This is a genomic window from Mesorhizobium sp. Mes31 (assembly GCF_024519675.1).
Classification (GTDB): Bacteria; Pseudomonadota; Alphaproteobacteria; order Rhizobiales; family Rhizobiaceae; genus Mesorhizobium.
Genome location: NZ_JALJRL010000005.1, coordinates 299,045 through 318,303 on the forward strand (window position 1 = coordinate 299,045; position 19,259 = coordinate 318,303).

A 19,259-nucleotide genomic window follows, 5' to 3' on the forward strand; every position below is an offset into this window, starting at 1 on the left:
ATGAGCCGGCGCTGCGACGCCGGCACGATGGCCTGACAGATAGGCGTCGTCTTGCCGAACGCCAAAGCCTATCGGTCAATTTTCGCCCGGCGTCGGGTCGATGCCTACCAGCTTCCGGTATTCGCCATCGAAGCCCAGGGTTCGGCCTTGGCCTTCGCCGGGCCCTTCTGCAAAAGCTCGATCGAAATGCCGTCCGGCGACTTGATGAAGGCCATGTTGCCGTCGCGCGGCGGGCGATTGATGGTGACGCCGTTGTCCATCAGCCGCTGGCATGTGGCGTAGATATCGTCGACCTCATAGGCGAGGTGGCCGAAATTGCGACCGCCCTTGTAGTCTTCCGGGTCCCAATTGTAGGTCAGTTCGACGAGCGGAGCCTTGTCGGCGATGCCGCTCTGCTCGTCTTCGGAGGCCGCCAGAAAGATCAGCGTGTAGCGGCCCTGCTCGCTCTCATGGCGGCGCACTTCCTTTAGGCCGAGCTTGTTGCAGTAGAAATCGAGCGAGGCATCGACATCGGCGACGCGGACCATGGTGTGCAGATAGCGCATGTATTTTTCCTCGATCTGTTGGGATGCGGCGCAAGATAGGGTCGACCCGGTCAAAGGGCAATCCGCTGGCGGCGGGCAATGCCGGCAAAGAACAAATCCGGTATTGCCGCAATGAACCGTGAAAAAAGGCACGGCAGGTCTTGCACACACCGGAAGCCCCAGTGTTAATCTGGTGTCAAGAATCAGTTGCGGTGTTCTTGAAAAAAGGGGGCATTCTTATGGGGGAAAAGGCCTCTTTGACGGGGCGGGCCGGAACCCTTGGCGACGCCTTGAGGCACGATGAAGGCGGCGATGCCGCCGACTTGACCGAAATTGCCGGCGCCATCAAGTGGTTCGATGTGGCCAAGGGCTACGGTTTCATACTCCCGGATGACGGCGTTTCGGGCGATATCCTCCTCCATGTGACATGTCTTCGACGCGACGGTTTCCAGACTGCCTTGGAAGGCGCGCGCGTGGTCTGCCTCGTCAAGCAGGGCGAACGCGGACTGCAGGCTTTCCGGGTGCTCTCAATGGATGTCACCACCGCGGTTCATCCCGCGGAAATGCAGGAGCAGCGCACCCATGTCGCGGTGACGCCGGAGAGCGGCCTTGAACGCGCTTTGGTGAAATGGTTCAACCGCACCAAGGGGTTTGGTTTCCTGACGCGCGGCGAGGGCACAGAGGACATTTTCGTCCACATGGAGACCTTGCGCCGCTACGGCATCACCGAGCTTCGGCCGGGGCAGGTCGTGCTTGTTCGTTTCGGGCGCGGCGACAAAGGCCTTATGGCCGCCGAAATTCACCCCGATATGGGCACCTTGCCGGTTTCGCACTAGGGCGGTTCCGGCCGAGGACTTCGTATGACCCACAGGAACTGGCTGACGGCGGGCGTGATGTGCGCCGTGATTGCCGTCATCGTCGCCACTGGCGCCTTCTTCTATTCCGGGAACTCCAGTGCGGCCGATGGCCAGGCGATGATCCTGCCTGTCGACCCGACGCCATTGGTCGCGGTGACAAAAGGCGGCGAACGCTCCTTCTCGATCGAAGTCGCGGATACCGAGGCCGAGCGCGAGGCCGGTCTGATGTTTCGCGAAGAGATGGCCGGCGATCATGGCATGCTGTTCGTCTTCGAGGAGACGCGCGACGTCAATTTCTGGATGAAGAATACGCCGATGCCGCTGGACCTGATATTCGTCGGCCAGGACGGCAGGATCCGCGCGATCAAACCAGGCGAGCCGCAATCCGAGGCGATCATCTCGCCCGGTGAGCCGGTCCGCTTCGTGCTCGAGCTCAAGGCCGGCACAGCTGCCAGGGATGGGATCGCCGATGGCGACCTGTTGCGTCATCCGGCAATCGGCACCGCGTCATCTCCCGGCATGCCGCCGGCGGACAAGGGCGATTCGCCGAGCGTCGATCCCGACTGAGCGTGAAGGATCGCCTTTCGATGCAGTTTTTTTCCCATGACGGCTTCGATCTTGCCTTCCTCGACCGCCAGCCGGCCTCGGGCAAGGGCGATCCTGTGCTCATGATCCATGGCTTCGCCTCGACCCACTATGTCAACTGGGTGTCGCCCGGCTGGTTCAAGACGCTGAACGATGCTGGTTACCGCGCCATCGCCTTCGACAATCGCGGCCACGGTTCGTCGTCCAAGAGTTATGACGAGGCTGACTACACACCAGCCAGGATGGCCTCGGATGCCGCCGCCTTGCTGGACCATCTCGACATCGAGCACGCCCATGTCATGGGGTATTCGATGGGAGCGCGCATAGCGGCGTTCCTGGCGCTGTCCGATCCGGACAAGGTGGCGACACTCGTCTTTGGCGGGCTCGGCATCGGTATGATCGACGGTGTCGGCGATTGGGATCCGATCGCCGCGGCCCTGCTCGCCGATGATCCCGCCACCACCGGCCATCCGCGCGGCCGATCGTTTCGCGCCTTTGCCGACCAGACCCGCAGTGACCGCCGGGCGCTGGCCGCCTGCATCGTCGCCTCGCGGGAGCTGCTGAGCGAGGAAGAAGTTGCCCGCATCGCACAGCCGACGCTGATCGCTGTCGGCACAACGGACGACATTGGCGGCTCGCCCGACGAGCTGGCGGCGTTGATGCCTAACGCCAGGGCCTTTCACATCGAGGGTCGCGACCATATGCTGGCCGTCGGGGACAAGACCTTCAAGCAGCGCGTGCTGGAGTTCTACGCCGAAAATCCGCTCTGAGCCGACCGCTGGGAGCGGGCAACACTGGCAACGACAGTCGGCGCTTGGCCTTCTGGGATCGTTCTCAATGCGTTGTCGATGACGGCGGGGCTTGGCTCTCCTGGCAGCGATGGCGTCGCCTTTACCTGATTGCCCTTAGCTTGCAGCGAGGGCCTCCAGCGACCGCGCCATGTTCAATCTGGCCTGCGGCTCGAAACGCTGGCGAAATTCATCGCTGTGGAAGATCTGCGGTCGGGCAAGGAAGTTCTTCAGCACCGCGCTGCGGCCGGCGCGCCACATTGGCTCTTCCACCCAGTCGTATTCGCGGCGGATCGCGCGCTCATATGCGTCGAAGGCGTCTGGCGCGGCGCCCAGGATCGACAGGTCCATGTCGAGGAAAAGACTGGCGTCCCGCGTTGCCGATGCGTCGTCGAAACGTGGCAATTGGTGCGTGGCGGTAGCGACGATCATCGCCGTGATGCGACCGAGGCGTGAAGGATCAGCGCGGCCCGCGAGCTTTTTCTCGGCAAGCGCGGCACTTTGCGCCTCGTTGTCCTTTGCCTTGCTGTCGTAGACGGCGTCGTGGAACCAGATCGCCGCTTCGACGGCCTCGAAATCGCCGAGCAACCCTCGATACTCGCCGGCCAGCGCCAGCATCGCCTCGATATGGGCCAGGTTGTGGTAGTGGCGGCCCTCGGCCACGTAGAGCGCTGAAAGCGCGCTCTTCAGCTCGTTGTCGATCAAGGGTTCGTTTTCCATGGCTGCTTGAAATCCCGCGAACCAAATCCATTTGACACAGCACTAAGGAAAATTGAGTTCAATCATGCTACGATCTGGCTTATATGTGCGGCCGGATACTAGGCAAGCCGGCAGGACGAGACGTCGATGAACAGCATCAGCATTTCCCGACACAGCGCGTTGCAGCCGGTCGATCCGATCTGGCGCTCGATCCGCGACGAGGCGATGGAAGCGGTCAACCGCGACCCGCTGCTCGCCGCCTTCCTCTATTCGACGATCCTCAACCAGGACAGCCTGGAGGAGGCGGTCATCCACCGACTGGCCGAACGGCTCTCCCATCAGGACATCGGCTCGGACCTCATCCGCCAGACCTTCAAGTCCATGCTGGCCGACGACAAGGACTGGCCGACGACCGTGCGCGTCGACATCCAGGCCTATTACGACCGTGATCCGGCCTGCGACCGCTTCATCATGCCGGTGCTCTATTTCAAGGGTTTCCACGCCATCCAGACCCATCGGCTGGCGCATTGGCTGTGGAACCAGGGTCGCAAGGATTTCGCGCTCTACCTGCAGAGCCGTTCATCCTCGGTCTTCCAGACCGACATCAATCCGGCCGCCCGCATCGGCAAGGGCATCTTCATCGATCATGCCACCGGGCTTGTGGTCGGCGAGACGGCGGTGATCGAGGACGACGTGTCGATCCTGCACGGCGTGACGCTGGGCGGCACCGGCAAGGCCGGTGGCGACCGTCACCCCAAGATCCGCTACGGCGTGCTGATCGGCGCTGGCGCCAAGATCCTTGGCAACATCGAAATCGGCCATTGCTCGAAGATCGCGGCCGGCTCGGTGGTGCTGTCGCCAGTGCCGCACAACAAGACGGTCGCCGGCGTGCCGGCCCGGGTCGTCGGTGAAACTGGCTGCGATCAGCCGTCGCGTCAAATGGACCAGCTTCTGCCTTCGCAGACGATGGATCAGGTCGTCAGCTTCGACATCTGATTTCAACGTGCCCGCCGGCCGCGGCCGGATTCCGATCGTGGGTATGAGTGGGCGTTGTTCTCGTCTTATCAGGCCGCTTGCCTTTACATCGCCATTGTCGACGTGCCAGAAGCGCGTTCGAACGAGCAAGCCCGATGATCGGAGAAGACTGTTGAAGCCGGACGAAATCAGAAAGCTGGACGCCTATTTCAAGCGCGTCTTCCAGAACCCCAAGATCGAGGTCAAGGCACGGCCGCGCAAGGAAGATTCAGCCGAGGTCTATGTCGGTGACGAGTTCCTCGGCATCGTCTTCAAGGACGAGGACGACGGCGACTACAATTTCTCGATGGCGATCCTCGACATCGATCTGGCTTGAGCCTGCAGAGCCAAGGCTGGCCGGGCCGCACGGACGGCGGCCGGCCTTGCCACCCAAATCTCTCAATGTCTCGTTTTCAGCATGCGCCCGGCTTCGGTGGCGATCGACACGTCAAGCGCCTGCCAATCGCCCAGAAACTCCCTTGGGAAGCGATAGCTGAGGCTGAGCTCGTCGCCAACCTGGATATCACGCTCGCAGGGCGCCAGCGATTCGTCGGCAGTCGGCCCGCTCAGGCAGCGGGCCACGAAGGGGTCCTTGCCGGGACGCTTGCCGACGACCAGCACCTCGTTCAGATAGCCTGATTTTTCGTTGAAGCCGTACACCGTCGTGCCGCCAGGTCCCGCAATGCCGGGCTGCGTGATCAGCGCGCTGTAGATCGGCGCGAAACGGCCACTCATGTCACGCGACATCATCTGTTGCTCGAAGGACAGGAAAACGATGTTCTTGTTCGCCCCCGTGTGGTTGAAATCGTCGCGCGCGGCCTCGCTGTAGCCGTCCATCTCGGGGTAGCGCAGATAGAGGTCGAGACGTGAGGCGATGCCGTCGCGACGGGCCTGGTCGAAACGGATGACGTTGGCCGGCACGGCGATGACATTGTTGCCGATCACCACCTCGTGGATCGTTGCATCGTCGGTGTATCCGGCCATCGCGATCGAACGGCCGAACCATTTGCCGCCAAGGCTGATCGCTATCGACAGCAAGGCCAACGCCGCGAACACGTAGAACACCCGCTTCATCAGCGTGGAATCGACCACGGTGAGTTCGGCGCCGTCGGCAATCGTTGCCTGCTTCATCTCAGTTCCTTGGCTACCTCTGCTGTGCCCCTGGTGTCCTTGGGCGGCACACATTGCGCGGCATGGCTTTTGCAGCGCGTTACGCACGACTGTGCGATTTCATGGTAAATGGAAAGTAAAGATGGGCCAGCTGGAACTCACTCTGTTCGCTTTTGTCGTCGGGCTGACGACCTGCGGGCTGGTCGGATCGGCGATGGAGCTGGTTTATGGGCGCAAGGTCGCCTTCACCGAGCCCTACGTGTCGCCGTCGCACGTGCTGCGCTCGCTGGTCGCGACTGCCTGTGCCGGGCCCTTCATGCTGGTCAACGACGCCCTCGATGCCCGGCGCGAGCGCCGCATTTCGACAGTGGCGCTGATGTCCTGCGGTTGCACGGCGGTTGCCTGGGCGTTGGCGCTCGGCGTCGTCATACTTGCCATTGCCTCGTGGACGGCCGGTCTCCTAGGCTCCAGCTTTCCAGCCTGAGACGATTCGGAGACCGAGATGCCGCTTTATGCGATTGATGGAAAAGAGCCCGGTTTCGCGGATGCGGACTCGAACTGGATCGCGCCCGATGCGACACTGATCGGCGATGTGCGCGTCGGCCGCAATGCCGGCTTCTGGTTCGGTGTCGTCATCCGCGGCGACAATGAGCCCATCGTCATTGGCGCCGACACCAATGTGCAGGAACACACGGTCATGCACACCGATCCCGGCTTCCCGCTGACGATCGGGCAAGGCTGCACGATCGGCCACCGCGCCTTGCTGCATGGCTGCACGATCGGTGACAACAGCCTGATTGGCATGGGCGCCATCGTGCTGAACGGTGCGAAGATCGGCAAGAACTCACTGGTCGGCGCCGGTGCGCTGGTCACCGAAGGCAAGGAGTTTCCGGACAATTCGCTGATTGTCGGCTCGCCGGCCAAGGTGATCAGGGTGCTGGACGACGCTGCCGTGGAGAGATTGCGCGGCTCGGCGGCGCACTACGTCGCCAACGGCAAGCGCTTCAAGGCGGGATTGAAGAAGGTCTGAGCTTCGCCCCTGATCCATTCGTCGCACGAGGGGCGGTTGTTGTCATCGCGCAACGCAACAGTGACGCATCGCCAGAAATGGCGGAGCCGGCCCGGGGACGGGGCCGGCTCCTTTGACCCGGTCGTTGGGGACGGGGAGGGTGGGGACTCGACCGGGTTTCTCCTTAAGCGCGTTGCATTCAGGCGACGGGCTTGACCTCTGTTTTATCCATGTCGTTGTCCCAAAGCCGCATCGCGTTTTTGGGTGACATGCGCTGGCGTTCTCAGCGGACGCTGGCGACCGCGTCGGAGCGGCCGTCGTTGATCGTCACCCAAACGCCCGAATTCTGGTCTGACTGGCGCTTGAGGTAGGTGTAGTCGGTGTCCGTCCAGGACAGCACCTTGCTTTCCAGGTTGTCGAGGATGAATTCTCCGAGGCTGGTGCGCACGGTCAGCACCGCGTGGCCGTCGCCATTTGGCTGACGCGCAACCGTCATCAGCAAATTGCCGGCGGGCACGCCCGCATCCATCAGTTCGCGACGCTTTTCCAGCGCGTAGTCCTCGCAATCGCCATAGCCATTGTCGGGATAGGCCCAGTATTCCTCGACACCGAAGTTTTCCATGTCGGTGCGCGGCTTGATTCGTGTGTTGACGGAATTGTTGATGTTGACGATCGCCGCCCATAGTTTGCGGGTCAGTTCGACCGGCGCCCCGCTGGGGGTCCTTTCACTGCATTCGCCAGGAATGCGCTGGCAGAATTCATAGTGGCCGACAGGTTGCGTGGTGCGTCCGCCAGTGTGCATGAATGCGGGTCCCGCCGCATACGCCGATCCCCAGGCGGAAAGCTGCATCGCCATTGCCACCAGCAACAGCCTGCCCCTCGTTCTTTTCATTGTTGTAGTCTCCCCGTTCGAGGGAGACATTGCCACAAGTGGATTTATTTGACGCAAAAGCGCGAAGTAGATTTTAAGTAAAACGCCCGTAGAATAAACATAAAATTTGAATCATTCGAGTATTGAATTGTTTGGAGTTTCCCGGAGGGCCAATCCTTCCGAGCCTCGATATCGGACCTTGCCGAAGCTGTCTGGATCCTGGCCGGAGCATCTCGATCGCCCATGCGGTGAACGAAAAAAACCGGCAGCAAGGGACCGGTTTCTTCGTGTACCTCTGTCGGGTCTTGTCAGGCTCGCGGCGTATTGAATTCGGAATCGAGCGTTTCCGGGCGCTGGATGACGGCGAATTCGATGGCGACACCATCCTCGAAATGGCGAACGATCTGCCCGCGCATGGTGCCAAGCATGACCTGAACGCCGATCGCCGGCTTGACATCGATCTCGATCGCCGCGCCGGAAAGCGACAGGTCGATGATGCGGCACTGGTACTGGCGGCCATCGGTGAGTTGCAGCACGCTGGTTGGGTTGCGTGGCGCGACGCGCTCGTGCCTGCGGTCTTCGGGCAGGTCGAGCTCGTGCTTGTTGGCAAGCCAGGTCAACTGCGCCGCAAGCTTGTCCTTCTTGCGGTCCGACGCGATGACGGTCATCGCGAAACCATCCTGCAAGGTGCGTGTAACGACACCTTCGATGCGGCCGATATGGTCGATGTAGGCGATGACCTTTTCGCCGGGCATGCCGACGCGGTCGGTGCGAAGCGCTACGTTGCCGGGGGACATGTCGACCACCTGGCAGGGGTGTTCGGTGCGGTCTTCCAGCATGAAGCGCCCGTATATCTTGACCCGGACGCGCTGAAAGTTACGCCTTTCAGCTTGGGACGGCGCGTAGTCGACCGCCGCTGACCTCATAACTGCCTACACCCCGTTTGGCATCCCACGCGTCGATGCGAGGAACTTCATCGCTGAGGTACAACAAAATGGGTTAACAAAGGGGAAAAGCGGGCGCTCCACGCCGCTGGATTGCGGACTATTCCTCGCGCCCGCCATCGAAAACGACGAGATGGCGGATGCGACGAACCCGGCCGAGCGCCGAAATCGTCTCGGGTGCCTCGAGTTCGTCGGGAACGAGCGAGGGAACATTGATCGCCGGACGGTTGTTCAGCAGTTCCTTCTCTGGATCGACGACGCGGATGGAATCGATCAATGCGTCGGTGATCGGGTCAGCGCCCAGCCAGAAGGGCTTTTCCACGGCGCTGATCACGCCGAGGCAGCGCGGACTTTCGACACCGCCGTCAAGCGGCAAGGCAAGCAGTTCGAACCTGTTGGAGCGGCCACTGCGGCTGAAACCCTCAAAGGTAATGAGAACAACGGATTTCTGGTCGAAGACGCCATGGATCAGCCGCGAGACGAGCCGCTGGTCCTTCTCGCGCCACAGCGATGGAAAGGAAAAGCCCTTCAACTCGCGGCCATAGTAGGCGCAAAGCCTTGTACCAGCCAACCGGAATACGGCTTGCCCGCGGGTGTCCCTTTCCAGGATGAACGTATCGGCCAAAAGCGACTTGATGTCGGCCGGCTCGACCTCCGAACGCTTCGGAGCGGGGCGTCCGTCACGCAGGCGATTCCAATATTGGAACAGCGTGATCGATCCGTTCTGGTTCATGCTATGCTGCTCCGCGCAATCTGTCGTCTGATGTCCCATCGGTGAACAGAAGGGCGCCCTCCGATGACTTACATGCGTTGCGGAGCAGGAAGCGTGCCAGCGTCGTTAACACTTGTTCACGGGTCGGGGCCGTTAAGGTTAACAAGTGGTTTACGTTGCGCCGAGGCGAGGCCCATGGCACATAAAAACCACTCCAGAAGCGGTCGTTTCGCGACGATCGGCAGCACTTCAGTCAAGAGTTTTAGGGGAGCAGGGGGCTCGACCAACCGTTCAAGGGAAACCTTGGACGGTTTTTTTTGATTCGCGCCGAGGCGATTCGCCGTTTGTGAGTCGGCGGGCGGTGGTCTAGATGCTCACCTGATTCAAAACCCTGGACTGAGTGCTAGCACGCATGAACGAGCCCGTGAGCCCACCGGAAATGGAACAGATGGAGCGTGAGCCGCAGCCGCGTCGCGAGCCGGTGTTCAACCTGCCGCCAGTCGTGCTGGCGGTAATCGGAATCTGCATCGTGGTCTATCTGCTGCAGCAGTATGTGCTGACCGAAACGCAACAGCTGACCCTGCTGTACGATGGGGCTTTCATCCCCGTTCTCTATACCGGGAAATACGGCTTCGACTGGTTCCTGTTCTCTCGCCCCTTCACCTATGCCTTCATGCATGGCGGTTTTGCCCATATCGCCATCAACATGGTGTGGCTCGCAGCCTTTGGCTCGCCGTTGGCCAACCGTCTCGGCGCGCTCTGGTTCGCGCTGTTTTTCGCCCTGACCGGGCTGGCTTCGGTTGTGCTTTTCTGGGCCATGCATCCGTACGGAGAGGCGCCTCTGGTTGGTGCGTCGGGCGCTATTTCTGGCATGATGGGCGCTGCCGCGCGTTTCGGTTTCCGCACCGACCGCTCGGCCGGCAAGGCTGCCTTCGCTGGCCCTGTGTTGCCGATCGCAGTTGTACTGCGCTCGCGTGGCGTAGTGATCTTCCTCGCCATGTGGATGGTCATCAATCTCGCCACTGGCCTTCTCGGCTTTGCCCCGGGAACAGACGGGCAGATCGCCTGGGAAGCCCATATTGGCGGCTTTGTCGCCGGGTTCTTCGGCCTGCGCTGGTTCGACAGGCGATGGCAGGCGCCTGAGTGGGAGACCACGGACCGACGCACTTGAAATGCAACCGATCACGGCGCACGATGTTCACTCTTACGTGAAGCCGGTCAGGGCAGGAACCGGCGGGCAAAAGCAGAGGAGGACGCCATGACGGTTAAGGCAATTCTCGAAAGAAAAGGCCATGACGTATTGACGCTCGGGCCGAACGAAAAACTGACCGAAGCGATCCGTATCCTGGCCGAACACAAGATCGGCGCGCTGGTCATCACCAATGGCGACCGCAAGATCGTCGGCATTCTGTCGGAACGCGACATCGTCCGGGTCGTCGCCAAGGAAGGCGCTGCGGCGCTCGATATCGCCGTTCGTTCGGCTATGACGCCGAAAGTGAAGATCTGCAACGAGAACCACACGGTCAACGAGGTCATGGAAATCATGACCAGGCACCGTTTCCGGCATCTGCCGGTGGAGAAGGACGGCATGCTCGATGGCATCATCTCCATCGGCGACGTGGTCAAGCGCCGTATCGAGGACGTCGAGCGCGAGGCCGACGAGATCAGGGCCTACATCGCCACTGCGTGATCGGCGAAAGGAACCGCCGGCTGGAGAACCGACCGGCGGGTCATAGGTACCTGTTGTCGAGGTCGAGCGAACGAGTGCGAGCCCGCGCCGGATTATGCGGTAGGGTCCGCCACCCGACGACGAAACGGCTTTCTTCCGCTCCAACTTTCGAAACAGGTCCAGATCGACGCCCGGATAGGGCCGGCCTGCGGCTTTGCGCTTGTCTCTTTTGGCTGTTTGCACTAGCGAATGACTTTCACGCCAGACGTGAAACTCATGTTCAAACATGAGTTCGGTCACCGTAATTCGCAGGCTGCCATGAGCATTATCGACACCCGTACCCCCGACGCGAAACGCCTGATCCCTGGCGCCACCGGCGACTGGGAGATCATCATCGGCCTCGAGGTCCATGCGCAGGTGACCTCGGAGGCAAAGCTGTTTTCCGGCGCCTCGACCGCCTTCGGCGCGGCGCCCAACGCCAATGTCAGCCTGGTCGATGCGGCAATGCCGGGCATGCTGCCGGTCATCAACGAGGAATGCGTCAAGCAGGCGATCCGCACCGGCCTTGGTCTGAAGGCGCAGATCAACCACAAGTCCGTCTTCGACCGGAAGAATTACTTCTATCCCGACCTGCCTCAGGGCTACCAGATCTCGCAGTTCAAGCAGCCGATCGTCGGCGAGGGCACCGTGATCGTCTCGGTGGGCCCCGACCGTCAGGGCGAGTTCGAGGACATCGAGGTCGGCATCGAGCGGCTGCATCTGGAACAGGATGCCGGCAAGTCGATGCACGACCAGCATCCGACCATGTCCTATGTCGATCTCAATCGTTCCGGCGTTGCGCTGATGGAGATCGTCTCGAAACCCGACATGCGTTCGGCCGATGAGGCCAAGGCCTACGTCACCAAGCTGCGCACCATCGTGCGCTATCTCGGCACCTGCGACGGCAACATGGACGAAGGCTCGATGCGCGCCGACGTCAACGTCTCGGTGCGCAAGCCCGGCGGCGAGTTCGGCACGCGCTGCGAGATCAAGAACGTCAACTCGATCCGCTTCATCGGCCAGGCCATCGACTACGAGGCCCGCCGGCAGATCGCCATTCTGGAGGATGGCGGCAAGATCGACCAGGAGACGCGGCTGTTCGACGCCGTCAAGGGCGAGACGCGCTCGATGCGCTCCAAGGAAGAGGCGCACGACTACCGCTATTTCCCCGATCCCGACCTCTTGCCGCTGGAATTCGACCAGGCCTATGTCGACGCGTTGGCGAAGGAATTGCCGGAACTGCCCGACGACAAGAAGGCTCGGCTGATCTCCTCGCTCGGCCTGTCGACCTATGATGCGTCGATCCTGGTGTCGGAAAAGCCGATCGCAGACTATTTCGAAAAGGTGGCCGCCGGCCGCGACGGCAAGCTCGCCGCCAACTGGGTCATCAACGATCTGCTCGGGCAATTGAACAAGGCCGGCAAGGATATTGAAAATGCTCCGGTTTCGCCAGATCAGCTCGGCGCGGTCATCGATCTGATCAAGGATGGCACCATCTCCGGCAAGATCGCCAAGGATCTGTTCGAGATCGTCTGGAACGAAGGCGGCGATCCGCGCCAGCTGGTCGAGAGTCGCGGCATGAAGCAGGTCACCGACACCGGCGCCATCGAGAAGGCTGTCGACGAGGTGATCGCCGCCAACCCCGACAAGGTCGAACAGGCACGCGCCAAGCCGAGCATGGCCGGCTGGTTCGTCGGCCAGGTGATGAAGGCGACCGGTGGCAAGGCCAATCCGCAGGCGGTCAACGACCTGGTCAAGGCCAAGCTGGGTATCGAGTAAGGCGGTGTTCGTCCGCACCGCCGGGGAGCGCGATCTTGTTGCCATGCGGGCGCTGCTGGTCGAGACCTGGCATGCGACCTATGACGCTGTCTACGGCGCCGCCAAGGTCAACGAGATCACCGACGACTGGCACTCGATCGTCTCGCTCCGGTCACGGCTGACACGGCCGAACTCGGAATTCCTGGTGGCCGATGATGGCAAGCGGATCGGCGGCATGGCTTTCGCGGCCGCCACCGATGCGAAGGTCATCCTGTTGAACCAGCTCTACGTTCATCCGGACTGCCAGCGGCGAGGGATCGGGCAAGCGCTGCTGGACGAGATCGAGGCCAGTTTCCCGGAAGCTCGAACGCTGCGCGTCGAGGTCGAGGAAGCCAATGGCGGCGCCATCGCTTTCTACCGATCGACCGGGTTTTTACCATCCGGCAATGTTGCAGACGCCGGTGACGTCGCAAGGCCAAGGACGCTGAGTTTCGAGAAGCCGCTCGGATAGATCGCTGCCGGTATGCACGGCCAGCAATTGTCTCGCGTTTTTGATTTGACCGGCCCCCACGGCCGTATCAACGCTGCCTCGGCCCGCGCCCGTATCCAATGACGCGCCGGCGCGAGGGGGGACTTCATGCCGAGCTTGCCGGAACTGATGCCGACACAGGTGTCGGACGAAACCTTTGGTGGCGTCACCTATCATATCGCGGGCGAGCTGGTGCCGGTGCTTTCAGTCGATGTGACGCGGATGCCGGTCTATTTCGAGCACCACATCCTGCTGTGGAAGAACTCCACCATCACCATCGGCCTGAAATCGCTGAAGGGTGCGCTGAAGCGGATGATGGCCGGCATGCAGATATTCGTCACCGAGGCGTCGGGGCCAGGCATCATTGCCTTCAGCCGCGATGGGCCCGGCCATATCGTGCCGATCCACCTCAGGCGCGGCGAGGAGATCCAGGTGCGCGAGCACCAGTTTCTTGCCGCCACCGGCAACGTCGATTACACCTTCGAGCGCGTGCGCGGCCTGGCGACGATGCTGTTCGGCCAAAGCGGCTTTTTCATCGACCGCTTTCGCGGCGATGCCGGCGACGGCATTGTCTGGCTGCATGGTTACGGCAACGTTTTTGAAAAGACGCTCGCCGCAGGCGAGACCATCGACATCGAGCCGGGCGGGTGGCTGTTCAAGGATACTTCGGTCAAGATGGAAACGAAGATCGACCGCCTGTCGAGCGGCTTCTTCGGCGCCAACATGAATTTCATCGTCAACCGGTTCACCGGGCCGGGTCGTGTCGGCATCCAGTCGATGTATCTGCATATGCCGACCGAGGAATAGGCGCCGATGCGTCAGGTCACGCCCCGTTGCGTGAACGCAAGGGCGGCGACAATTCGCGGATCAGCAGTTCGAGTTCACGCTGATCGCCGGTTCCGGTCTTGTCGTAGATCGTCGCCAGTTGCGACTTGACCGTACCATCCGAGACGCCGCTGGCGGCGGCAATCTCCTTGCGAGTCTTGCCGGCGGCGACATGGCCGGCAACGCGCTTTTCCGCAGCGGTCAGGCCGAACAGTGCGCCGATCGCCTCCAGTGCCGGGATCGGGGCGGTGCCGGCGGCGGCGATGAAGATCGCGGCGGCGGCGCGCTGCGACATTCGCGCCGAAATCTCGCGCCGTGCCAGCGGCATGATATGCGCCACCGCCGGAACGCTGACCTTGGCGAGCGGAATGTCGATGCCGGACGGTCCGAGCGCGAATTCGTCGCGTGTGCCCAGTGCAACCGCGCAACTGATCGAGGCATTGGCCTGCGGATAGGCGAACGACAATTGGCCGCGCACCGAACAGACGGCTGAGTTCTCGACAAGCAGCGCCTCGGCCGCCGGATTGGCGAAGATGATCTGCATGTCGGCGGAAACGATCATCACCGGGTGGTCGAGGGTCTCGAGGACGGAGCGGAAAATCTCCGCCTTGCGCCGTTCCGCCTCGAACAGGTCGCCGATGGTCACGGCGCGCCGCACATGCGGCGCAAGCGACGAGACCAGCTCGAGATCTTCGGCCGAAATCTGTCGCCTGTCCTTGTCCGTCACCACCATCAGCGTGCCGATGCGGGTTGGCCTTTTCATCAGCGCCACCCAGAAGAAGTCATCCAGCCGGTTGGGCTCCACCCATTCGCGCACGATGCGGCTTTCGATCCAGTTCTGTCGAGCGTCGGGACCTTGCAGCGCATAGATGGAATCGACCGTGAACGGCATGTCGATGTCCATCTTCGGCACGGCCGTGAAGAAGGGCACCTCGGACCCATAATCGCGCTGCAGCGGCTCGAGCATCGACGGATCGCCGCAGGAAACCGAAAATCGGGCGGAGTTGCCGACCGTGTCGATGACCGCCAGCATGGCAAGCTGGCCGAGTGCCAATCGGCGGATGGCATCGAGCGTCGACTGCCAGCGGTCGACGTCGGCAACTGAATCGTAGATCGCTTCGACGATCCGCGGCAGAGCACGGTGAACTGTGTTCGCCAGCGCAGGCATGGACCCTCTCGTGTCGCCTTCAAGTGAGTGTCAGGTTCCACAGCCGCGCTGCGTAAGGTTGCACAATAGTGTCGTCATGTAACTTGCTGATGCCGCCACATCCAGGGATTGTTTCATCGCGGCAAGCGGTGGTGCGCCTGCATCGCGCTTCTCTTGGACGCATCATCGTCATCGTCCGGACATGGTCGCCGATGGCTCCATGTCCGGCCCTGCGTCATCCTCGCATTTGCTGTGCCGGCTCACGACAGATATGCAAGGGCATGACCAAACTGTCCCGCATTACAGCGCTGGCGCTGCTCGCCATCATCATTTTCGCGACCTTGTCGCCGATCCAGATGCGGCCCCACATGGCGGAGGCGAATGTTGAGCGCGCCCTGGCTTATGTGCTGTTGGGTTTCGCCCTGGCGCTGGGCTTCCCCAACCGTCTCTATCAAGCCTTGATCTTTGTTGTCGTGACCGCCGGCATGCTGGAACTGCTTCAGATCGTGGATCCCGGCCGCCACGCGCACCTTGCCGACGCACTCGTGAAAGCGTCAGCCGGGGTTATCGGGATCGCCGTGGGGCAACTGTTTGTCAGGACCGGCGTAAGAAAAAGGCAGGGTTAGGCGCGGCAGGAAGCGACATGCGACTGATCGAACCTGCGCCCTAGATGGAGGGGACTTCCACATTGTCGATCAGCCTGGTCTTGCCGAGCCAGGTCGCCGCGAGCAGGCGTCCTTCACGATCGCGACGCCATGGGGCGAGCGTTAGGCTTTCGCGCGCTTCGACATAGTCGACTTTCGTGAAGCCGGCCGCGACGAGGGCACGGCTGGCTTCGGCGGTCGCGTCTTTTTGGTCGGCACCGGCCGCCATCTCCGCGGCCGCCTTTCGCAGGATGACGTTCAATTGGCGGGCGATGTTGAGTTCGGCTTCGCCGAGATAGGCGTTGCGTGACGACATGGCGAGGCCGTGCGCGTCGCGGATCGTCGGTGCGCCGATGATTTCGACGGGCAGGTCCAGGTCGCGGCAAAGCTGCCTGACGACGCAAAGCTGCTGGTAGTCCTTTTCGCCAAAGACCGCGCAGTCGGGCGTTGCCTGCAGGAAGAGCTTTGCCACCACGGTGGCGACGCCATCGAAAAAGGTCGGGCGAAAGTCCGATTCGAGCCCGGCGGCGGGGCCGCCGACCGAGACTTTGGTGGCAAAGCCGGCGGGGTACATCTCGCCGACCGTTGGTGTGAAGGCAAGGTCGGCCCGAGCCAGTCCCAGCCGGTCGAGGTCGCGGGCGAGCTGGCGCGGGTATTTGTCGAGATCTTCGGACGGTGCGAACTGCGTCGGGTTGACGAAAATCGACACGACGCAGCGTTCGGCTTTTTCGAGCGCGATCCTGATCAGCGAGATGTGCCCGTCATGCAACGCGCCCATGGTCGGCACCATGGCGACGCGAAGGCCGTCGCGCCGCCAGCCATGGACCTGCGCGCGGAGTGCGGCAACACTATCGACGACTACGGGCCGGCTCATGCGTCATCCATACGGTCGTTGGCCGAGAAGACATGGCCGGAGCCGGGGAATGTCCGGCTTCGCACCTCCGATGCATAGCTTGCCGCGGCGTGCGAGATCGCGCTGCGCAGATCGGCATATTCCTTGACGAATTTCGGCACCCGGTCGACGGTCAGCCCGACCATGTCGTCGATGACCAGGATCTGGCCGTCGCAATCGCGGCTGGCGCCGATGCCGATGGTTGGAATGGCGATGCGGTGGGTAATATCGGCCGCAACCGTCTCGACCGTGCCTTCGATAACCACCGAGAACGCACCGGCTTCCTCGACAGCGAGCGCGTCGCGAACCAATGCCGCCACGTTCTCCTCTGTGCGGCCCTTGATCTTGTAGCCGCCATCCTTCTCGACCGATTGCGGCAGCAGGCCGATATGCCCCATGACTGCAATGCCGGCGGCCACGATCGCCGCGATCTGCCGGGCCATGTCGACGCCGCCTTCGAGTTTCACCGCCTGGCAGCCGGTTTCGTCGACCACCCGCCGCGCGGAGGCAACGGCTTGTGCTGCCGAATCCTCATAGCTGCCGGCCGGCAGGTCGACGACGACGCAGGCTTTGGCCGAACCGCGCATCACCGCTTGCCCATGCGCGATCATCATCTCGAGCGAGGCACCCAGCGTCGTCTGGTGGCCATGCAGGACCATGGCGACGCTGTCGCCGACCAGGAGCAGATCGACATGCTCGTCGAGCAAACGGGCAAAGGGATAGGTGTAGGCGGTCAGGCAGACGATCGGCGTGCCGCCCTTGCGGCGGCGAATCAGATCGGCGCTGATGCGAATGTCGGTGGTAGGCAATTCCGGGGCCAATCGTCACCTCCTTCGGCCGCAGCCCGGTTGGATACCCGCATGGGCGCGCAGAGCTTTAGAAAGACCGCAAAGGCTTGGCAAGCGCGCATCCGGCGAAGGACAAGATCACGGGCTTTTGTCGGGTTTCCGGCAAGCCATTTGTGCGCTCCCTGCGGCAAAAGCCTTGCCTTCCCGAAGGCCTGACGCCATAAGCAGGAAACGGGCGCCGTCGGCGCGAGGGTTCTGAGATGAAGACTTTCCTTACGCAGTTTTTCACCTGGTGGAACAGCCAGACGCTGGGAACGCGCCTGCACACCTGGCGGCATGGCAGGAAGGTCGGCCAGGACGAGACGGGCAACGTCTACTACGAGGGCGGCATCGATTCGGAAGGCCGCACGCGCCGCTGGGTCATCTATCGCAACTATTCGGAAGCTTCGGCCATTCCGCCCGGCTGGCACGGCTGGATCCATCACCGTGTCGATGTCGCGCCGCCGAGCGAGGATTACAAGCCACGCGACTGGCAGAAGCCGCATCAGCCCAATTTGACCGGCAGCCCGTCGGCCTATCGGCCGAAGGGTTCGGTGCTGACCAATCAGCATCGCCCGCAGGTCACTGGCGACTACGACGCCTGGACGCCCGGGTCCTAGCGGCCCCGGCTTGTAACGGCGCAAGTGCGAGCCGGTCCTTTATCGCCACAATTGGTGTTTAGCTGCTTGCTGATCAGAAAACGGCGACTAGCCTTGGCGATCGACAGAATCACCCGGGCGCGAACCACCGGTATCCCTATATGAGCTTTTTCAGCCTGACATCGATGGGCGGCCTGACGGTAGCCGCCGGCCTTGCCGTCAGCACCGCGGCCTTTGCCGCTTCGCCCACACCCGCCGCGCCCGCGCCGGCGCCGGCGGCGCCCGCGGGGTCGGATCGCATCACCAATCCGGTTGCCGAATTCGCCGGCATCGACAAGATCACCGGCCGCATCATCACCTTTGACGTCTATATCGACGAGACGGTGCAGTTCGGCGCTTTGCAGGTGACGCCGCGCGTCTGTTATTCGCGGCCGCAGACCGAGGAGCCGAAGACCGATTCCTTCGTCGAGGTCGACGAGATCACGCTCGACCGCAAGATTCGCCGTATCTTCACCGGCTGGATGTTCGCCGAAAGCCCCGGCCTGAACGCCGTCGAACATGCCGTCTATGACGTCTGGCTGAAGGCCTGCAAGCAGAAGTCGGATGTCCCTGCGCCAGACGCCGCCAAGGCTGACGGGACCAAGGCCGACGCTGCGAAGCCTGCTGCAGCCAAGCCGGAGACTGCACCCACTCCGGATGTGGCGCAGCCCGATCCCGCACAACCGGATGCCACCGACGCCAACTGATCCTCCGGAACCGTCGCCGCCATCATGCGTTGGGGCCACGAACGACAGCGCATCAATGCGCCTGGAGGATGATTTTCCCATGTCAGACCACAAGCGGATCACCGCCAGCAAGAAAGAGCTGCTCGAACTCGAAAAGGGGTTCTGGACGGGCGACGCGGCCTACTACGCGGCCAATGCCGACACCGAATGCCTGGTTGCCTTTCCGCAGATGGCAAAGGCGATGGACAATGCCGATCTCGCCAAGACCGCGACCAAGCCCAACCGCTGGCGCGACCTCGATATCGAGCTCAAGGGAATAATCGAGCCGGGAAGCGATATCATCATGCTGACCTACGAGGCCCATGCGACACGCGAGAACGGCGAACCCTACGCGGCGTTGGTCAGCACCGGCTATGTCCATCGCGTCAACGGCTGGAAGATGATGTTCCATTCGCAGACACCGTTGGAGACCGCGACCGGGAAGTGAGAGGC

At 62.1% G+C, this 19,259-nt stretch carries 25 protein-coding genes and 1 pseudogene; 16 read left to right on the top strand and 10 right to left on the bottom strand.

What is annotated here, in order from left to right:
* Positions 1–104: 104 nt before the first annotated feature.
* Positions 105–545, bottom strand: a complete 441-nt coding sequence (gene gloA / locus NR193_RS11535) for a lactoylglutathione lyase (protein WP_256750955.1) — start codon at positions 543–545, stop codon at positions 105–107.
* A gap of 218 nt (positions 546–763) precedes the next feature.
* Between gloA and NR193_RS11540 the strand changes: the two genes are divergently transcribed.
* Genes NR193_RS11540 through NR193_RS11550 form a run of 3 tightly spaced genes read left to right on the top strand, consistent with a single transcriptional unit; the run spans position 764 to position 2,736 of the window.
* Positions 764–1,360, top strand: coding sequence for a cold-shock protein (locus NR193_RS11540; protein ID WP_256751030.1), 597 nt, complete (start codon positions 764–766; stop codon positions 1,358–1,360).
* A gap of 24 nt (positions 1,361–1,384) precedes the next feature.
* The gene (locus NR193_RS11545) at positions 1,385–1,948 is read left to right on the top strand and encodes a DUF192 domain-containing protein (RefSeq protein WP_256750956.1); all 564 of its coding nucleotides are present in this window, start codon (positions 1,385–1,387) and stop codon (positions 1,946–1,948) included.
* 20 nt (positions 1,949–1,968) lie between these two features.
* The gene (locus tag NR193_RS11550; RefSeq protein WP_256750957.1) at positions 1,969–2,736 is read left to right on the top strand and encodes an alpha/beta fold hydrolase; all 768 of its coding nucleotides are present in this window, start codon (positions 1,969–1,971) and stop codon (positions 2,734–2,736) included.
* Positions 2,737–2,871: 135 nt separating this feature from the next.
* Here NR193_RS11550 and NR193_RS11555 read toward each other — a convergent pair whose 3' ends face one another.
* Positions 2,872–3,474: a hypothetical protein gene (locus NR193_RS11555; RefSeq protein ID WP_256750958.1), complete on the bottom strand. Its 603-nt coding sequence runs from the start codon at positions 3,472–3,474 to the stop codon at positions 2,872–2,874.
* A gap of 126 nt (positions 3,475–3,600) precedes the next feature.
* Here NR193_RS11555 and cysE point away from each other — a divergent pair, with 126 nt between their 5' ends.
* Positions 3,601–4,449, top strand: a complete 849-nt coding sequence (gene cysE, locus NR193_RS11560) for a serine O-acetyltransferase (protein WP_256750959.1) — start codon at positions 3,601–3,603, stop codon at positions 4,447–4,449.
* Between the two features lie 151 nt (positions 4,450–4,600).
* Positions 4,601–4,804, top strand: coding sequence for a DUF3126 family protein (locus NR193_RS11565; protein WP_091578397.1), 204 nt, complete (start codon positions 4,601–4,603; stop codon positions 4,802–4,804).
* 62 nt (positions 4,805–4,866) lie between these two features.
* Here NR193_RS11565 and NR193_RS11570 read toward each other — a convergent pair whose 3' ends face one another.
* Positions 4,867–5,598, bottom strand: a complete 732-nt coding sequence (locus tag NR193_RS11570; protein ID WP_256750960.1) for a hypothetical protein — start codon at positions 5,596–5,598, stop codon at positions 4,867–4,869.
* Between the two features lie 121 nt (positions 5,599–5,719).
* Here NR193_RS11570 and NR193_RS11575 point away from each other — a divergent pair, with 121 nt between their 5' ends.
* Together NR193_RS11575 and NR193_RS11580 are read left to right on the top strand one after the other, a co-directional pair.
* Positions 5,720–6,061 carry a DUF6949 family protein gene (locus NR193_RS11575; RefSeq protein ID WP_256750961.1) on the top strand — a complete coding sequence of 114 codons (342 nt, stop codon included), beginning with the start codon at positions 5,720–5,722 and terminating at the stop codon, positions 6,059–6,061.
* Positions 6,062–6,079: 18 nt separating this feature from the next.
* Positions 6,080–6,607, top strand: a complete 528-nt coding sequence (locus tag NR193_RS11580) for a gamma carbonic anhydrase family protein (protein WP_256750962.1) — start codon at positions 6,080–6,082, stop codon at positions 6,605–6,607.
* Positions 6,608–6,869: 262 nt separating this feature from the next.
* Here the strand turns inward: NR193_RS11580 and NR193_RS11585 are convergent, their stop codons facing one another.
* The 3 genes from NR193_RS11585 to NR193_RS11595 form a co-directional block, all read right to left on the bottom strand.
* A complete protein-coding gene (locus NR193_RS11585; RefSeq protein WP_256750963.1) occupies positions 6,870–7,478 on the bottom strand; it encodes a transglutaminase-like cysteine peptidase in 609 nt (202 codons plus the stop codon).
* A 287-nt stretch (positions 7,479–7,765) separates the two neighbouring features.
* The gene (locus NR193_RS11590) at positions 7,766–8,383 is read right to left on the bottom strand and encodes a PilZ domain-containing protein (protein WP_091578409.1); all 618 of its coding nucleotides are present in this window, start codon (positions 8,381–8,383) and stop codon (positions 7,766–7,768) included.
* A gap of 118 nt (positions 8,384–8,501) precedes the next feature.
* Entirely contained in the window at positions 8,502–9,134 is a 633-nt protein-coding gene (locus tag NR193_RS11595; protein WP_256750964.1) for a PAS domain-containing protein, read from the bottom strand.
* Between the two features lie 391 nt (positions 9,135–9,525).
* On the opposite strand from NR193_RS11595, the gene NR193_RS11600 reads away from it, so the two are divergent.
* Complete coding sequence (locus NR193_RS11600) at positions 9,526–10,284, top strand: rhomboid family intramembrane serine protease (protein WP_256750965.1); 759 nt, start codon at positions 9,526–9,528, stop codon at positions 10,282–10,284.
* An 87-nt stretch (positions 10,285–10,371) separates the two neighbouring features.
* The gene (locus NR193_RS11605; protein WP_256750966.1) at positions 10,372–10,803 is read left to right on the top strand and encodes a CBS domain-containing protein; all 432 of its coding nucleotides are present in this window, start codon (positions 10,372–10,374) and stop codon (positions 10,801–10,803) included.
* Positions 10,804–10,866: 63 nt separating this feature from the next.
* Here the strand turns inward: NR193_RS11605 and NR193_RS11610 are convergent.
* Positions 10,867–10,989, bottom strand: a pseudogene (locus NR193_RS11610) (YjhX family toxin); the annotation flags it as partial.
* A gap of 111 nt (positions 10,990–11,100) precedes the next feature.
* Here NR193_RS11610 and gatB point away from each other — a divergent pair.
* The 3 genes from gatB to NR193_RS11625 all read left to right on the top strand — a co-directional run bounded on the left by gatB (position 11,101) and on the right by NR193_RS11625 (position 13,915).
* On the top strand, positions 11,101–12,600 hold the full coding sequence (gene gatB, locus NR193_RS11615; protein ID WP_256750967.1) for an Asp-tRNA(Asn)/Glu-tRNA(Gln) amidotransferase subunit GatB: 1,500 nt from the start codon (positions 11,101–11,103) through the stop codon (positions 12,598–12,600).
* A gap of 4 nt (positions 12,601–12,604) precedes the next feature.
* Complete coding sequence (locus tag NR193_RS11620) at positions 12,605–13,090, top strand: GNAT family N-acetyltransferase (RefSeq protein ID WP_256750968.1); 486 nt, start codon at positions 12,605–12,607, stop codon at positions 13,088–13,090.
* Positions 13,091–13,216: 126 nt separating this feature from the next.
* A complete protein-coding gene (locus NR193_RS11625; RefSeq protein ID WP_256750969.1) occupies positions 13,217–13,915 on the top strand; it encodes an AIM24 family protein in 699 nt (232 codons plus the stop codon).
* A 16-nt stretch (positions 13,916–13,931) separates the two neighbouring features.
* Here the strand turns inward: NR193_RS11625 and NR193_RS11630 are convergent, their stop codons facing one another.
* A complete protein-coding gene (locus NR193_RS11630; protein WP_256750970.1) occupies positions 13,932–15,101 on the bottom strand; it encodes a LuxR C-terminal-related transcriptional regulator in 1,170 nt (389 codons plus the stop codon).
* A gap of 260 nt (positions 15,102–15,361) precedes the next feature.
* On the opposite strand from NR193_RS11630, the gene NR193_RS11635 reads away from it, so the two are divergent.
* On the top strand, positions 15,362–15,706 hold the full coding sequence (locus NR193_RS11635) for a VanZ family protein (protein ID WP_256750971.1): 345 nt from the start codon (positions 15,362–15,364) through the stop codon (positions 15,704–15,706).
* A gap of 40 nt (positions 15,707–15,746) precedes the next feature.
* Here the strand turns inward: NR193_RS11635 and panC are convergent, their stop codons facing one another.
* On the bottom strand, positions 15,747–16,598 hold the full coding sequence (gene panC / locus NR193_RS11640) for a pantoate--beta-alanine ligase (RefSeq protein ID WP_256750972.1): 852 nt from the start codon (positions 16,596–16,598) through the stop codon (positions 15,747–15,749).
* On the bottom strand, positions 16,595–17,437 hold the full coding sequence (gene panB, locus NR193_RS11645) for a 3-methyl-2-oxobutanoate hydroxymethyltransferase (RefSeq protein ID WP_256750973.1): 843 nt from the start codon (positions 17,435–17,437) through the stop codon (positions 16,595–16,597). The genes panC and panB overlap by 4 nt, the downstream gene beginning before the upstream one ends.
* Positions 17,438–17,664: 227 nt before the next feature.
* Between panB and NR193_RS11650 the strand changes: the two genes are divergently transcribed.
* The 3 genes from NR193_RS11650 to NR193_RS11660 all read left to right on the top strand — a co-directional run bounded on the left by NR193_RS11650 (position 17,665) and on the right by NR193_RS11660 (position 19,254).
* Entirely contained in the window at positions 17,665–18,063 is a 399-nt protein-coding gene (locus tag NR193_RS11650; RefSeq protein ID WP_256750974.1) for an NADH:ubiquinone oxidoreductase subunit NDUFA12, read from the top strand.
* Positions 18,064–18,203: 140 nt separating this feature from the next.
* Complete coding sequence (locus NR193_RS11655; protein WP_256750975.1) at positions 18,204–18,788, top strand: DUF2155 domain-containing protein; 585 nt, start codon at positions 18,204–18,206, stop codon at positions 18,786–18,788.
* Between the two features lie 79 nt (positions 18,789–18,867).
* Entirely contained in the window at positions 18,868–19,254 is a 387-nt protein-coding gene (locus tag NR193_RS11660; protein ID WP_091578430.1) for a hypothetical protein, read from the top strand.
* Positions 19,255–19,259 lie beyond the last annotated feature (5 nt).

Excerpts from the sequence above, each read along its gene's own strand:
- gloA (WP_256750955.1), bottom strand. The coding sequence starts at position 545 with ATGCGCTATCTGCACACCATGGTCCGCGTCGCCGATGTCGATGCCTCG.
- NR193_RS11540 (WP_256751030.1), top strand. The coding sequence starts at position 764 with ATGGGGGAAAAGGCCTCTTTGACGGGGCGGGCCGGAACCCTTGGCGAC.
- NR193_RS11545 (WP_256750956.1), top strand. The coding sequence starts at position 1,385 with ATGACCCACAGGAACTGGCTGACGGCGGGCGTGATGTGCGCCGTGATT.
- NR193_RS11550 (WP_256750957.1), top strand. The coding sequence starts at position 1,969 with ATGCAGTTTTTTTCCCATGACGGCTTCGATCTTGCCTTCCTCGACCGC.
- NR193_RS11555 (WP_256750958.1), bottom strand. The coding sequence starts at position 3,474 with ATGGAAAACGAACCCTTGATCGACAACGAGCTGAAGAGCGCGCTTTCA.
- cysE (WP_256750959.1), top strand. The coding sequence starts at position 3,601 with ATGAACAGCATCAGCATTTCCCGACACAGCGCGTTGCAGCCGGTCGAT.
- NR193_RS11570 (WP_256750960.1), bottom strand. The coding sequence starts at position 5,598 with ATGAAGCAGGCAACGATTGCCGACGGCGCCGAACTCACCGTGGTCGAT.
- NR193_RS11575 (WP_256750961.1), top strand. The coding sequence starts at position 5,720 with ATGGGCCAGCTGGAACTCACTCTGTTCGCTTTTGTCGTCGGGCTGACG.
- NR193_RS11580 (WP_256750962.1), top strand. The coding sequence starts at position 6,080 with ATGCCGCTTTATGCGATTGATGGAAAAGAGCCCGGTTTCGCGGATGCG.
- NR193_RS11585 (WP_256750963.1), bottom strand. The coding sequence starts at position 7,478 with ATGAAAAGAACGAGGGGCAGGCTGTTGCTGGTGGCAATGGCGATGCAG.
- NR193_RS11590 (WP_091578409.1), bottom strand. The coding sequence starts at position 8,383 with ATGAGGTCAGCGGCGGTCGACTACGCGCCGTCCCAAGCTGAAAGGCGT.
- NR193_RS11595 (WP_256750964.1), bottom strand. The coding sequence starts at position 9,134 with ATGAACCAGAACGGATCGATCACGCTGTTCCAATATTGGAATCGCCTG.
- NR193_RS11600 (WP_256750965.1), top strand. The coding sequence starts at position 9,526 with ATGAACGAGCCCGTGAGCCCACCGGAAATGGAACAGATGGAGCGTGAG.
- NR193_RS11605 (WP_256750966.1), top strand. The coding sequence starts at position 10,372 with ATGACGGTTAAGGCAATTCTCGAAAGAAAAGGCCATGACGTATTGACG.
- gatB (WP_256750967.1), top strand. The coding sequence starts at position 11,101 with ATGAGCATTATCGACACCCGTACCCCCGACGCGAAACGCCTGATCCCT.
- NR193_RS11625 (WP_256750969.1), top strand. The coding sequence starts at position 13,217 with ATGCCGAGCTTGCCGGAACTGATGCCGACACAGGTGTCGGACGAAACC.
- NR193_RS11630 (WP_256750970.1), bottom strand. The coding sequence starts at position 15,101 with ATGCCTGCGCTGGCGAACACAGTTCACCGTGCTCTGCCGCGGATCGTC.
- NR193_RS11635 (WP_256750971.1), top strand. The coding sequence starts at position 15,362 with ATGACCAAACTGTCCCGCATTACAGCGCTGGCGCTGCTCGCCATCATC.
- panC (WP_256750972.1), bottom strand. The coding sequence starts at position 16,598 with ATGAGCCGGCCCGTAGTCGTCGATAGTGTTGCCGCACTCCGCGCGCAG.
- NR193_RS11650 (WP_256750974.1), top strand. The coding sequence starts at position 17,665 with ATGAAGACTTTCCTTACGCAGTTTTTCACCTGGTGGAACAGCCAGACG.
- NR193_RS11655 (WP_256750975.1), top strand. The coding sequence starts at position 18,204 with ATGAGCTTTTTCAGCCTGACATCGATGGGCGGCCTGACGGTAGCCGCC.
- NR193_RS11660 (WP_091578430.1), top strand. The coding sequence starts at position 18,868 with ATGTCAGACCACAAGCGGATCACCGCCAGCAAGAAAGAGCTGCTCGAA.